The organism is Pantoea sp. GABEPS69, assembly GCF_045780835.1.
Lineage (GTDB): Bacteria > Pseudomonadota > Gammaproteobacteria > Enterobacterales > Enterobacteriaceae > Pantoea > Pantoea septica.
This window is the reverse complement of sequence record NZ_CP118618.1, coordinates 1,058,408-1,071,744: the sequence shown is the minus strand read 5'-3', so window position 1 is coordinate 1,071,744 and position 13,337 is coordinate 1,058,408. Positions and strand designations below refer to the sequence as shown.

Here is a 13,337-nt window from a genome sequence, read left to right as displayed (position 1 = left end):
GGGAGGGGCCTCTCTTTCTCACAGCCTGAAACAGAAAAAAATCCTCCTCGCCCCCTTCACCGCTTGCGTAAACCCATTACTATAGGATCTTTCCCTTATTCCTCTCGCTGGATGCTTTTCCGTTGAAAAAACGTACGCCCTATTTACTCGCCTTAATGGTTTCGCTGATGCCATTCGCAGGCAAGGCGCAGATCGCGCCCGATCCGCTGCTCTCGTCCCAGATCGTCGATCGCTACGCTGAACACATTTTTTACGGCAGCGGCGCCACCGGCATGGCGCTGGTCGCTATCGACGGCAATCAGCGCGTTTTCGCCAGCTTTGGCGAAACGCGCCCCGGCAATAACGTGCGGCCGCAGAAAGATTCTCTGATCCGCATCGCCTCGCTCAGCAAGCTGCTGACCAGCGAAGTAATGGTGAAGATGGCGGAGCGCGGGCAAATTCGCCTTGACGATCCGCTGAGCAAATATGCACCGGCGGGCGGGCGCGTGCCGAGCTACGCCGGGCAGCCGATTCGCCTGATTAATCTCTCGACCCACACTAGCGGCCTGCCGCGCGAGCAGCCCGGCGGCAAGCCGCATCGCCCGGTGTTTGTCTGGCCGACGCGCAGCGACCGCTGGCAGTGGCTGGCCGGCGCGAAGCTGAAAGCCGCGCCTGGCACCGACGCTTCCTATTCGAATCTGGGCTACGACCTGCTGGGCGATGCGCTGGCGCGCGCCGCCGGCATGCCCTATCCGGCGCTGCTGCAGCAGCTGATTACCCGCCCGCTCGGCATGAAAGACACTACTTTTACGCCTTCGCCTGAGCAGTGCGATCGGCTGATGGTGGCGGAGAAAGGCGCCAGCCCCTGCAATAACACGCTGGCCGCTATCGGCAGCGGCGGCGTCTATTCGACGCCGGACGATATGGGCCGCTGGATGCAGCAGTTCCTCGACTCGGCCATCAGCCCGCGTTCGCCGCAGGTGGACCGTATGCAGACGCTCATCTATCGTCGCGATCAGCTGGCGAAGGTGGAAGGCATGGACGTGCCGGGCAGAGCCGACGCGATTGGCATGGGCTGGGTCTATATGGGGCCGAAAAACGGTCGTCCCGGCATTATCCAGAAAACCGGCGGCGGCGGCGGCTTCATCACCTACATGGCGATGGTGCCGCAGCATAACGTCGGCGTATTTGTGGTGATCACCCGCTCGCCGCTAACGCGCTTTACCGCCATGAGCGACGGCGTTAACGATATGCTGGCGGAGCTGGTCGGCAACCAGAACGGCTCGCCGATGATGGTGCAGGCGATTCGCTAGGGCGCGGGCGGCGGCTGGGAGACCCACAGTGTCGGCCAGTCGTCGCTGCTGTGCCAGGCGTCGCAGGTAGACTCTTCGGCATATTCCGCCAGCGTGAAGTCGGTGCCGTTAAAGCGCCAGCGCGTGGCGGAGCCGCAGTCGCCCAGCCCGCGTCCTTTGCTGAAGGTGTAAAGCTGGCCGGTGCTGGCGTCATAGTCGGCGTTGATCAGCTCCAGCTGGCGTTCGCCGCGCGGCGGCGTAAACGGCAGCGTCAGGGTGATGCCGCGTGCGACATAGGGCGCGGCGCGCGTCACTTCGAACGCCAGATCGATCACGTTATAGGCGCCCATCTCGCAGCTCACCATCAGCAGCGCTTTGCTGTCGGTCAGCGGCGCGACGTTGACTTCGCGCCGCATCGGGTCGAGCGAGCAGGCGTCGCTGTTAAGCCGCCAGGTGCCGTAATCGAGCAGTCCGCTGGTTTCCTCGCGCGTCAGTGCGGCAGGCGGCGCGCCCATGTCGGGCAGCTGCGGCAGCGGCGGCTGAGGCGGCACATCCCATAGCGCGCGCGAACCGCGTTTTATCCATGCGCTCATGCCGTTGACCCTGCCCTGCACGTCATCCACCAGCAGCAGCGCCGCTTTCAGGCCATGCAGCGAAATAGCCGCCTGCCCGTTATAGGTCAGCTGGATCGCGTCCGCGTCGAGAATTTGCGCGAGAAATTCGTCAATGGCGATAGCGTTGCTGGTGGCGAGGTGGTGCGGCTCAACCGTCCAGTGTTTGAAGTCGGGACGCAGACGGCGCTGATCGAGCAGCAAATTATCCTGCAGCGGCCCACCGGGCAGCTCGCCGCTGTAGGCGCTGCCGTAGTCGATACGCAGCAGCGGGCGATCGTTGACGCCGGCATGGCGCGCGATGGTCATGACCAGTCCTTTGTCGCCTGGTATATTGCGCGCCACGCAGAACGCGGCGTTATTGCAGGTCACCTGCCAGTCGGAAAACGACTTTTGCAGTGGATCGGCTTTAACGCAGGCAATGAAAAAGAATGGCAATACCAGCAGTGACTTCGTCCAGGTCGGCATCAGGAAAAACGGTCCCCAAAATCTCAGAGTGGAGATGATAGCGCAACGGCCGGACATCGGGTGGACCTAAACTGTGACCACGTCCGGAAAGCGCACTTAACTGCTGAAAAAGCATACGATAATGCGATACGGCGCCACAGAAATCACCTTTTTCATCATCGGGAGCGCACGGGTTTATCTCAATCGGATTTATCGGACAATGCGCGGCGACGCGTCGCCCTGCCCCGCGCGTCATCCCCTTCGTCAGGCCTTCAGCCAGCCCGCCAGCTGGGCATGCTGCAGCAGCATAATGGTTTTACCATCGCGGATACGGCCATCTTTCACCATCGCCAGCGCCTCCGGGAACGGAATCTCCAGCACGTCGATATCCTCATCCTCTACGCCGCCGCCGGCGTTATCGCGCAGCGACTCGTTATATTCGGCGGCGAAAAAGTGAATCAGCTCGGTGACGCCGCCCGGCGACATATAGGCTTCATAGAGTTTCTCTACCTCGCCCACCGCATAGCCCGTCTCTTCGATCGCCTCTTTGCGAATGCAGACTTCCGGAGTGTCATTATCCAGCAGCCCGGCGCAGGCCTCGATCAGCATGCCGCTGGCGTTGCCGTTGACGTACGTGGCGATTCGAAACTGGCGGGTCAGCACGACGCTGTTTTTCTCGCGGTTATAGAGCAGGATGGTGGCGCCGTTGCCGCGGTCATAGACTTCGCGCTTGTGGCGCACCACCTCGCCGCTTTTGGTAGCGAGCTCGTAGGTGAAGTTGCGCAGGATAAAGTAGTTTTCGGAGAGAAGTTTGTCTTTGATGATGTTGATCTTGAACGACATGATGGCTCCACTGCCGATTTGAGGGAGCCTGCCATCATAGGGGGAAGCGCGCGGGAAAACTATAAGCGGCGGGAATAAAAAAAAGCCTGCCGTTAGCGGGCAGGCTTTTCAGCATGGACGCTTGCGCTTAGCGCGCGGCGTCATCCGCTAGCGCGTGCGGCTTTTCGTCGTGCAGGTGATCGTGCTCGGTCTGCGCGACAGCGGCCACGCGCTTGCGCACGCCGAACCAGCCCAGCACCAGAATCACCGCCAGAATCGGGATAGCGGCGATGGTGTAGGTGCCGTTCGGGTAATCGAACGCCATCAGCACCAGCACGCTCAGCAGGAACAGCAGCGTCAGCCAGGAGGTGACCGGCGCGCCCGGCAGCTTAAAGCTGACGTCGTCTGCTTTGCCTTCCTTAATCGCTTTGCGCAGACGCATCTGGCAGATCACGATAAAGCCCCATGAGGCGATAATGCCCAGCGATGCGACGTTCAGCACGATCTCGAAGACCTGCGAAGGCACGTAGTAGTTGAGCACCACGCCGATGACATAGACCGCGATGGTGACCAGAATACCGGCGTAAGGCACCTGCTGGCCGTTCATTTTCGCCATGAACTTCGGCGCCGAACCGCCCATCGCCATCGAACGTAGAATACGGCCGGTAGAGTAGAGGCCGGAATTCAGACTGGAGAGCGCCGCGCTCAGCACCACGATGTTCATGATGCTGCCGACGTAAGGCACGCCCAGCTTCGAGAAGAAGGTCACGAACGGGCTCTGGCCTGCCTGGTAGGCGTTCCACGGCAGCAGCAGCACCAGCAGCACCACCGAACCGACGTAAAACAGGCCGATTCGCCAGATCACGCTGTTGATCGCTTTCGGCAGCATGGTTTCCGGATCTTTACACTCGCCTGCGGCGGTGCCCACCAGTTCGATAGAAGCGAAGGCGAACACCACGCCCTGCACCAGCACCAGCGCCGGCAGCAGACCGTGCGGGAACAGGCCGCCGTTGTCGGTCACTAAGTGGAAGCCGGTGGCGTTGCCGTCCAGCGGTTTGCCGGTGCCGAGAAACACCACGCCCACGACCAGGAAGATGGCGATCGCCAGCACTTTTACCAGCGCGAACCAGAACTCCATCTCGGCGAACCACTTCACGCCGATCATGTTCATGGTGCCGACAATGGCCAGCGCGCCGAGCGCGAAGACCCACTGCGGCACATCGCCGAACGCGCCCCAGTAGTGCATATAGAGCGCGACGGCGGTGATGTCGACAATGCCGGTCATCGCCCAGTTAACGAAGTACATCCAGCCTGCGACGTAGGCGGCTTTTTCCCCGAGGAATTCGCGCGCGTAAGAAACGAAGCTGCCGCTGGAGGGACGGTGGAGCACCAGTTCCCCCAGCGCTCGCAGAATAAAGAACGAGAAGATGCCGCACACCAGATAGATTAACGCCAGCGCCGGTCCCGCCGCCTGCAGTCGTCCGCCTGCGCCGAGGAACAGGCCGGTGCCGATTGCGCCGCCGATGGCAATCATCTGAACGTGACGATTGCCCATCGCCTTGTGGTAGCCGGTGTCATGTGAGTTCAGCCAGCGTCTTTTCGCAGCACGCATTTCGGCTGCGGTTTTTTTAGTAGATTTCATAGCCTTCCTGTTTGTCCTGACCATCAATCACGGCGATCACAAACGATTGCGTGCGCCATGCGAAATGGGGTAATCACCCTGTTATCTGCCTGTGAGTTATTAGTAAAAAGGCAGGGGAAATTACGGCGATGAATCCTACCCGTTCTGCGTGAACGAAGCAAAAGATACCGGCGAGGCGCACAAAGTGTTTTGTAATAATCGGGTTTGTTGCACAAAAAAACCGGCCATTGGCAGGCCGGTAAGTGCTACAGGGATGGAAGGGTATGGCTGAGGGTTAGCGATAAATCTCTGCGGTGCCGCGCCACAGGCTGGAGTCGCCCGGGTTTTCGACGCCGATAACGCGGTAGTGGCTTGCGCCCATCTCTTCTGCTTTTTGCGACAGCTGACGCGTGGCGTCATCCAGCGAGCCGCGCGCGTTCGAAACGGAAACGCTGCCGATGCTTTGCAGACCCTGCGCCTGGTCCTGATCTACCGGCGTGGCCGCCAGCGTAGTGAACGAAGCGGTTGCCAGCAGGGCACCGGCCAGAATCACAATACCTTTTTTCATAGCATGCTCCTTCAAGGGGTTGCAGGTGACGTGTTTAATTCTGCTTAGAATTATTAGCGCCGTAATGAAAGCCAACATCCGGCCGATGTAAACCTGTCTGCTTTTTACACGCCGCGCCGTACGCTCTCCTGGGTTATGTCAGAAGAGTTCATTTTTTGTGCAGACTGTAACCCGGCGTGTCGATACTTTGTATGGGCCTGGCAGCTTGCTGCCCTCTCCTTTATAATGCCCGCACCGAAAACAGGGATATTGCCGTGATTGTTAAACGTTCCGTAACCCGCAGTATCGCCCAGGCGCTGAGCGCCATCGTGCTGCTGGCGCTGCTGACGACCGGGCTGGCGCTGATGACCCTCTCCAGCAGCCTGCGCGACGCCGAGGCGATCAACCTGGCGGGTTCGCTGCGCATGCAGAGTTACCGGCTGGCCTGGGACAGCGCCAGCGCGCCGCAGCAGCTTCGGCAGCATCTGCTGGAATATGAAGAGACGCTCAATAAACCTGCGCTGCGCGACCTCGATCGTCCTTGGGTGCCGCAGGAGGTCGTCAACCGCTATCGCCATCTGCGTACCGCCTGGCCCGCGCTGCAACAGCAGCTGCAGCGCGGCGAGGCTGTGCTCTATCAACAGCAGGTGGCGAACTACGTCGGCGAGATCGATCGCTTTGTCATGGGGCTACAGCGCTACAGCGAAAGAAAAATGGAGCTGGTGGCGGCCAGCAGCCTGCTGGGCGTGGTATTGATTGTGGCGCTGGCGCTGGGCACGATTCGCTTCAGCCGTCGTCAGGTGGTGCGTCCGCTCAATGCGCTGGTGACCGCCAGCCGCTACGTTGAAAGCGGCAACTTCGCTTTTCCGCCGCTGGTGGTGGAGCAGAATAATGAACTGCGGGTGCTGGCGCAGACCTTTAGCGCCATGGCGGCGCGTCTGCATTCGCATCATCAGGCGCTGGCCAGCGCAGTAGAAGAGAAGACGCGCGATTTACAGGAAGCGAACCGCACGCTGTCGCTGCTGTATGAAAGCTCGCAGATGCTGACCGTCCGACCGCTCAATGCAGCGCTGTTTGAAAGCGTGATGGCGCAGGTGCGCGAGCGCGAAAACCTGCGCGCGCTGGTGCTGGAGAGCGAGCATGGCCGCTTCAGCGTCGGGGAAAGCGACGCGGCGCTAAGCTGGCATGGCGTCACGCTGCAGCAGGATGACGAACAGGCTGGCGCGCTGCGCTGGCAAAGCGATCAGCCGCGGCCGCGTCAGGCGCTAATGCAGAGCCTGGGCAATATGCTGTCGCGCGCCGTCTGGATCTGGCAGACGCAAAAGCAGGTTCAGCAGATGCTGTTGATCGAAGAGCGCGCCACTATCGCCCGCGAGCTGCACGATTCGCTGGCGCAGGCGCTCTCTTTTATGCGTATTCAGTTTACGCTGCTGCGCCGTACGCTCGGCCCCTCCAGCGCGGAGGCGCAAAGCATTATCGCCGACGTCGACCGCACGCTTTCCGACGCTTATCGCCAGCTGCGCGAACTGCTGGCCACCTTCCGCCTGACCATTGAGCAGGCCGATCTGGTGGCGGCGATGCAGGCGATGATCGCTTCGTTGCAGGAGCAGGTTACGGCTAAAATTAGCTTTAGCTTCCAGCCCGGTCTGGAAACGCTGGATGCGCAGCAGCAGGTTCATCTGCTGCAGATTGCCCGCGAGGCGGTGTTGAACGCCATTCGCCACGCCGACGCCGCAACTATCAGCGTGCGCTATGAGCGTAATGCGGAAGGTGAGCATTTACTTACGGTGACGGACGACGGCGTCGGCATCGCCAGCACCGAGGAGCCGCAGGGCCACTACGGCCTGACCACCATGTCGGAACGCGCCGCGCGGCTGGCGGGCGAGCTAAAGATTCAGGCGCAGGCGCGCGGCACGCAGGTCGCGCTGCGTTTTCCGCCGCGGCCCGCCACGCCGCTAACGTAATAGTATCGCGTTGACGCACAACGTCCCTTTTTAACCTTTTCAGACGCGCTTTTTTGCGTTTTTCGCCGGGAGTCACTATGCAACAACCTACGCTGACGGTCATGATTGTGGACGACCATCCGCTAATGCGCCGCGGTATTCGCCAGCTGCTGGCGCTGGAGCCGCGGCTGGACGTTATTGCCGAAGCGAACAACGGCACCGAAGCGCTGGCCGAGGCGCGCCGTCTGGCGCCGGATATCATTCTGCTCGATCTCAATATGAAAGGCATGTCGGGCCTCGATACGCTGAAGGCGCTGCGCCATGAAGGGATCAGTTCGCGCATTTTGATCTTTACCGTGTCGGATGCGCGCAGCGATATCGACGCGATGGTCGACGCCGGCGCGGACGGCTATCTGCTCAAAGACAGCGATCCGGAGCTGCTGCCCGGCCAGATCCTGCAGGCGGCAAGCGGCGAAAAAATATTCAGCGACGCGGTGCGCGATTATCTCGCTACGCGCCAGCACAGCGCCAGTCCGTTTCGCCAGCTCACCGAGCGCGAACGGGACGTGCTGCAAGAGGTGGCGCGCGGCCTGTCGAATAAAGAGATCGCCGCCGCGCTGCATATCTCGGAAGAGACGGTAAAAGTGCATATCCGCAATCTGCTGAAAAAACTCGACGTGCGCTCGCGCGTCGCCGCAACCGTTATGTGGCTGGAAAACCGCCATAGCTAACCTGACGAGGGTTTTACACTTTCTCCACAATTTCTCCACGATTTCCTAATTTGCAGCACGTAGAGTAAGTTTCGGCGAAAGAGTGACTTTTCCCTGCCCGCACGACCCGCGCAAAGCGCGGGCCGCATTCAGATAATAAAAGCGAAACGCTGCTGAGGAGTGTCGATTCGATGTCGAATTTTTTCATCGACCGTCCCGTTTTTGCCTGGGTGCTGGCGATTTTAATCAGCCTGTGCGGCACGCTGGCGATTATTTCCCTGCCCATTGAGCAATATCCCGACCTGGCGCCACCGAACGTGCGCATCACCGCCAATTATCCGGGCGCCTCGGCCGAAACGCTGGAAAACACCGTCACTCAGGTTATCGAGCAGAACATGACCGGTATCGACAATCTGATGTATATGTCGTCCAACAGCAGCAATACCGGTCAGGCGCAGATCACCCTCACCTTCTCGGCCGGCACCAATCCCGACGAAGCGCGCCAGCAGGTACAGAACCAGCTGCAGTCGGCGCTGCGCAAGCTGCCGCAGGCGGTGCAGTCGCAGGGCGTGACGGTCAATAAAACCGGCGACAGCAATATCCTGATGATCGCTTTCGTCTCTACCGACGGCAGTATGGATAAACAGGATATTGCAGACTATGTCGCCAGCAATATTCAGGATCCGCTGAGCCGCATCGACGGCGTCGGCCAGGTCGACGCCTATGGATCGCAGTATGCGATGCGTATCTGGCTCGATCCCGCCAGGCTTATCGCCTACTCGCTGACCACCGACGACGTGGTAAGCGCCATCGAGGCGCAAAACGCGCAGGTTGCCGTCGGCCAAATCGGCGGCCTGCCTTCGGTGGACAAGCAGGCGCTGAACGCCACGGTCAACGCGCAGTCGCTGCTGCAGACGCCGGAACAGTTTAAGGCCATTACCCTGAAGACCAACCCCGACGGCTCGGTGGTGACGCTGAGCGACGTGGCGCAGGTGGCGCTGGGCGCGGAGAAATATGATTATCTGAGCCGCTATAACGGCCAGCCGGCGTCGGGCCTGGGCATCAAGCTCGCCTCCGGCGCCAACGAGATGAACACCGATAAGCTGGTGCGTCAGCGCGTGGAAGAGCTGTCGCACTTTTTCCCGCACGGGCTGGAAGCCAAAATCGCCTATGAAACCACGCCCTTCGTCAAAGCCTCGATTACCGACGTGGTGAAAACTCTGCTGGAAGCGATCGTGCTGGTGTTTGGCGTGATGTATCTGTTTATGCAGAATTTTCGCGCCACGCTGATCCCCACTATCGCCGTGCCGGTAGTGCTGCTCGGCACCTTTTCCGTGCTCTACGCCTGCGGCTTCAGCATCAATACCCTCACCATGTTCGCCATGGTGCTTGCTATCGGCCTGCTGGTGGACGACGCCATCGTGGTGGTGGAGAACGTCGAGCGAATTATGAGCGAGGAAGGCCTCTCGCCGCGCGCGGCGACGCGTAAGTCGATGGGGCAAATTCAGGGCGCGCTGGTGGGGATCGCGCTGGTGCTGTCGGCGGTTTTCGTGCCGATGGCCTTTTTCGGCGGCACGGTCGGCGCGATCTACCGTCAGTTCTCCATTACCATCGTATCGGCGATGGTGCTGTCGGTGCTGGTGGCGATGATCCTGACGCCGGCCCTGTGCGCCACGCTGCTGAAGCCGCTGGCGCAGGGAGAACATCACGGCCGCCGCGGCTTTTTCGGCTGGTTCAACCGTCACTTCAACCGCAACGCCGACCGCTACGAGCGCGGCGTCGCGCGCATTCTGCGCAAAGGCGGCCGCTGGCTGCTGCTCTACCTCGCGATTATCGGCCTGATGGCGTTTCTGTTTATCCGTCTGCCCACCTCGTTTCTACCGCTTGAGGATCGCGGCGTCTTTCTGACCCAGGTGCAGCTGCCGCCGGGCGCGACGCTGCAGCAAACCTCCGCCGTAGTGGCGAAAGTTGAGCGCTACTATATGACCCAGGAGAAAGAGAACGTGCTGTCGGTGTTCTCCACTATCGGCTCAGGGCCGGGCGGCAACGGTCAGAACGTGGCGCGCCTGTTCGTGCGTCTGAAAGACTGGGAAGCGCGCCCCGGCGCAGATCGCACCTCTTTCGCCATTATCGAACGCGCCACCAAAGCTTTCCGCGACATCAAAGAGGGCCGCGTTATCGCCAGCAGTCCGCCAGCGATTACCGGCATGGGCAGCTCCTCTGGTTTTGATCTGGAGCTACAGGATCATGCCGGTATTGGCCACGCCTCGCTGATGGCGATGCGCGATAAACTGCTGGAGATGGCGGCGGCGGATCCGGCGCTGTCGCGCGTGCGCCACAACGGTCTGGACGACAGCCCGCAGCTGCAGATCGATGTCGATCAGCGCAAAGCGCAGGCGCTGGGCGTCTCGATCGACACGATCAACGATACCCTCACCACCGCGTGGGGTTCGACCTACGTTAACGACTTCCTCGACCGCGGACGCGTAAAGAAGGTTTACGTGCAGGCCGCGCCGGCTTTCCGCATGCTGCCGGACGACATCAATAAGTGGTACGTGCGCAACAGCAGCGGCGGCATGGTGCCCTTCTCCGCCTTCGCCACCAGCCGCTGGGAGACCGGCTCGCCGCGCCTGGAACGCTACAATGGCTACTCGTCGATCGAGATCGTCGGCGAGGCGGCGCAGGGCGTCAGCAGCGGCGCGGCGATGGACGCCATGGAACACCTGGTCGCGCAGCTGCCGCTCGGCGTCGGCTTCCAGTGGACCGGCGCCTCTTATCAGGAGCGCCTGTCTGGCTCGCAGGCGCCGGCGCTCTACGCGATTTCGCTGCTGGTGGTATTTCTCTGCCTGGCGGCGCTCTATGAGAGCTGGTCGATCCCCTTCTCGGTGATGCTGGTGGTGCCGCTCGGCGTAGTTGGCGCGCTGGTCGCTACCTGGCTGCGCGGGCTGGAGAACGACGTCTACTTCCAGGTGGGGCTGCTGACGGTGGTGGGCCTGTCGGCGAAGAACGCCATACTGATTGTGGAGTTCGCCAACGAGATCAACAGCAAAGGCGGCGAGCTGGTCGGGGCGACGCTCTCCGCGTCGCGTCAGCGTCTGCGCCCGATTCTGATGACCTCGCTGGCCTTTATCTTCGGCGTACTGCCGATGGCCATCAGCGCGGGCGCCGGCTCCGGCAGCCAGCACGCGGTCGGCACCGGCGTGATGGGCGGCATGATCTCCGCCACGCTGCTGGCGATCTTTTTTGTGCCGCTGTTCTTCGTGCTGGTGCGCCGACGTTTCCCGCTAAAGGCGAAGCCGCACGACTGAGTAAAAAAGTAAAGGCAGCCACCGAAGTGGCTGCCTTATTGCTATGTGTGGTCGGAATCAGAGCAAGGGGGAAGTCTCCTGCCTTTTCCGCCGCGCGTTACTTGTTGCGTAACATCGCCGCGATGAATTCTTTCCAGTTCCCCATTTCAGCGTCAATCATATAAACCCTCTCTTATTGTGCTGACGATTTTACGCATAAATTTTCGCCATGTGAATACGGTTACACCACTTTTCACTATCGGCAGAGTCGATTAATTACTGTAGTTTTTCGTTCTGCTAGCTGACGCACATTTCAGCAACCTACTATAAACGTGAAAGAAACAGGGAAAAGATTCGGACCACCCGGTCTGGATGCGTACTAAGATAATTCTTAACAGGCTCATGATAAACTGCGTGACAATAACCGTTCAAATGAAAGCGGTTACTAAGACAAATCCTAATGATTTTATTCCAGTTATTTCTCCGCTTTTCTTTTCACACCGCTTAGCACCCCGGCTCTCTGTGTTAAACTGACCGCCTCATTTTCAGACGAGGAATCCTGATGACAGCGCAGTGGGTGATGTACGGCATAAAAAATTGCGACACCATAAAAAAAGCGCGCCGCTATTTAGAAGCCGCCGACATCAACGTTGAATTCCATGACTACCGCGCCAGCGGGCTGAGCGATGCGCTACTGTCGCAGCTTATCGATCGGTCCGGCTATCAGACGCTGCTTAACACCCGCGGTACCACCTGGCGCAAGCTGACGGACGTCGAACGCGACGCCGTTATCGATGCTGAGAGCGCTAAAGCGCTCATGCTGGCGCACCCCGCCGTCATCAAGCGGCCCGTACTGCGCGCGCCGGACGGCGCGCAGCTTGTCGGCTTCAGCGAAGCCGCTTACCAGGCGTTTATCCAGGAGAAGTCATAATATGTTCTGTCCTGTAATCGAACTGGCGCAGCAGCTTATCCGCCGCCCTTCGCTCAGCCCGGATGATGCAGGCTGTCAGGCGCTGCTGATTGCGCGTCTGGAGGCGATTGGCTTTCAGGTCGAGCCGATGCTTATCGACGATACGCTCAACTTCTGGGCGACGCGCGGTCAGGGCGAAACCCTGGCGTTCGCGGGCCATACCGACGTGGTGCCGCCGGGCGACGCCAGCCGCTGGATCAATCCTCCTTTCGAGCCTACGATTCGCGACGGCATGCTGTTTGGCCGCGGCGCGGCGGACATGAAAGGTTCGCTGGCGGCGATGGTGGTAGCGGCAGAGCGCTTCGTCGCCGCGCACCCCAACCATAAAGGCCGCCTGGCGTTTTTGATTACCTCTGACGAAGAGGCGAGCGCCAAAAACGGCACGGTGAAAGTGGTAGAGCGTCTGATGGCGCGCCATGAGCGCGTGGATTACTGCCTGGTGGGCGAGCCGTCCAGCACCGAAGTGGTGGGCGACGTGGTGAAAAACGGGCGTCGCGGCTCGATGACCGCGAACCTGACCATCCACGGCGTGCAGGGTCATGTCGCCTATCCGCATCTGGCGGACAATCCGGTGCATCGCGCGATGCCGGCGCTCAACGCGCTGGTCGCCACCGAGTGGGACAGCGGCAATGCCTTTTTCCCGCCGACCAGCATGCAGATCGCTAACGTGCAGGCAGGCACCGGCAGCAATAACGTCATCCCGGGCGAATTTTTCGTGCAGTTTAATTTCCGCTTCAGCACCGAACTCACCGATCAAATGATTAAAGATCGCGTGGCGGCACTGCTCGACAGCTATCAGCTGCGCTATACGCTGGAGTGGAACGTGTCCGGCCAGCCCTTCCTGACCTCGCGCGGCAAGCTGGTCGACGCCGTGATCAGGGCGGTCTCGCACTATAATGAAATTAAGCCGCAGCTATTGACCACCGGCGGCACCTCAGACGGGCGCTTTATCGCGCGGATGGGCGCGCAGGTGGTGGAGCTTGGCCCGGTGAATGCCACTATTCACAAAATCAATGAGTGCGTGAAGGCAGCCGATCTGCAGACGCTGAGCCGCATGTATCAGCGCATTATGGAACAGCTGGTCGCCTGATCGCGATCGAGAGGAGCA

11 protein-coding genes are annotated in these 13,337 nt (G+C 60.4%); 6 read left to right on the top strand and 5 right to left on the bottom strand.

Annotation, left to right across the window (positions count from 1 at the left end; genetic code table 11):
* Positions 1-122 precede the first annotated feature (122 nt).
* Positions 123-1,292: a D-alanyl-D-alanine-carboxypeptidase/endopeptidase AmpH gene (gene ampH / locus PVE98_RS05055; protein ID WP_096073599.1), complete on the top strand. Its 1,170-nt coding sequence runs from the start codon at positions 123-125 to the stop codon at positions 1,290-1,292.
* Here ampH and PVE98_RS05050 read toward each other — a convergent pair.
* The 4 genes from PVE98_RS05050 to PVE98_RS05035 form a co-directional block, all read right to left on the bottom strand.
* Entirely contained in the window at positions 1,289-2,350 is a 1,062-nt protein-coding gene (locus PVE98_RS05050) for a DUF1176 domain-containing protein (RefSeq protein WP_033753772.1), read from the bottom strand. The genes ampH and PVE98_RS05050 overlap by 4 nt on opposite strands.
* A 243-nt stretch (positions 2,351-2,593) precedes the next feature.
* Entirely contained in the window at positions 2,594-3,172 is a 579-nt protein-coding gene (nudK, locus tag PVE98_RS05045) for a GDP-mannose pyrophosphatase NudK (RefSeq protein WP_033753774.1), read from the bottom strand.
* Positions 3,173-3,299: 127 nt separating this feature from the next.
* Complete coding sequence (gene ansP, locus PVE98_RS05040; protein WP_033753776.1) at positions 3,300-4,793, bottom strand: L-asparagine permease; 1,494 nt, start codon at positions 4,791-4,793, stop codon at positions 3,300-3,302.
* 274 nt (positions 4,794-5,067) lie between these two features.
* The gene (locus tag PVE98_RS05035; RefSeq protein WP_033753779.1) at positions 5,068-5,340 is read right to left on the bottom strand and encodes a YdgH/BhsA/McbA-like domain containing protein; all 273 of its coding nucleotides are present in this window, start codon (positions 5,338-5,340) and stop codon (positions 5,068-5,070) included.
* Positions 5,341-5,594: 254 nt separating this feature from the next.
* On the opposite strand from PVE98_RS05035, the gene narQ reads away from it, so the two are divergent.
* The 3 genes from narQ to acrD all read left to right on the top strand — a co-directional run bounded on the left by narQ (position 5,595) and on the right by acrD (position 11,280).
* A complete protein-coding gene (gene narQ, locus PVE98_RS05030; RefSeq protein ID WP_096073600.1) occupies positions 5,595-7,283 on the top strand; it encodes a nitrate/nitrite two-component system sensor histidine kinase NarQ in 1,689 nt (562 codons plus the stop codon).
* Positions 7,284-7,360: 77 nt separating this feature from the next.
* The gene (locus PVE98_RS05025) at positions 7,361-7,993 is read left to right on the top strand and encodes a response regulator (protein ID WP_048783895.1); all 633 of its coding nucleotides are present in this window, start codon (positions 7,361-7,363) and stop codon (positions 7,991-7,993) included.
* Positions 7,994-8,163: 170 nt separating this feature from the next.
* Positions 8,164-11,280 carry a multidrug efflux RND transporter permease AcrD gene (acrD, locus tag PVE98_RS05020; RefSeq protein ID WP_096073601.1) on the top strand — a complete coding sequence of 1,039 codons (3,117 nt, stop codon included), beginning with the start codon at positions 8,164-8,166 and terminating at the stop codon, positions 11,278-11,280.
* A gap of 97 nt (positions 11,281-11,377) precedes the next feature.
* On the opposite strand, the gene PVE98_RS05015 is transcribed toward acrD, so the two are convergent.
* The gene (locus PVE98_RS05015; protein ID WP_224481767.1) at positions 11,378-11,425 is read right to left on the bottom strand and encodes a hypothetical protein; all 48 of its coding nucleotides are present in this window, start codon (positions 11,423-11,425) and stop codon (positions 11,378-11,380) included.
* Positions 11,426-11,821: 396 nt separating this feature from the next.
* Between PVE98_RS05015 and PVE98_RS05010 the strand changes: the two genes are divergently transcribed.
* Together PVE98_RS05010 and dapE are read left to right on the top strand one after the other, a co-directional pair.
* The gene (locus tag PVE98_RS05010) at positions 11,822-12,190 is read left to right on the top strand and encodes an ArsC family reductase (protein ID WP_096073602.1); all 369 of its coding nucleotides are present in this window, start codon (positions 11,822-11,824) and stop codon (positions 12,188-12,190) included.
* Between the two features lies 1 nt (position 12,191).
* Positions 12,192-13,319 (top strand): succinyl-diaminopimelate desuccinylase, encoded by a 1,128-nt coding sequence (gene dapE, locus PVE98_RS05005; RefSeq protein WP_033753788.1) that lies wholly within the window; start codon positions 12,192-12,194, stop codon positions 13,317-13,319.
* Positions 13,320-13,337: the final 18 nt, after the last annotated feature.

Bases quoted from the DNA above. Each gene is read 5' to 3' on its own strand.
- PVE98_RS05010 (WP_096073602.1), top strand. From the start codon at position 11,822: ATGACAGCGCAGTGGGTGATGTACGGCATAAAAAATTGCGACACCATA.
- dapE (WP_033753788.1), top strand. From the start codon at position 12,192: ATGTTCTGTCCTGTAATCGAACTGGCGCAGCAGCTTATCCGCCGCCCT.
- PVE98_RS05050 (WP_033753772.1), bottom strand. From the start codon at position 2,350: ATGCCGACCTGGACGAAGTCACTGCTGGTATTGCCATTCTTTTTCATT.
- nudK (WP_033753774.1), bottom strand. From the start codon at position 3,172: ATGTCGTTCAAGATCAACATCATCAAAGACAAACTTCTCTCCGAAAAC.
- ansP (WP_033753776.1), bottom strand. From the start codon at position 4,793: ATGAAATCTACTAAAAAAACCGCAGCCGAAATGCGTGCTGCGAAAAGA.
- acrD (WP_096073601.1), top strand. From the start codon at position 8,164: ATGTCGAATTTTTTCATCGACCGTCCCGTTTTTGCCTGGGTGCTGGCG.
- PVE98_RS05035 (WP_033753779.1), bottom strand. From the start codon at position 5,340: ATGAAAAAAGGTATTGTGATTCTGGCCGGTGCCCTGCTGGCAACCGCT.
- PVE98_RS05025 (WP_048783895.1), top strand. From the start codon at position 7,361: ATGCAACAACCTACGCTGACGGTCATGATTGTGGACGACCATCCGCTA.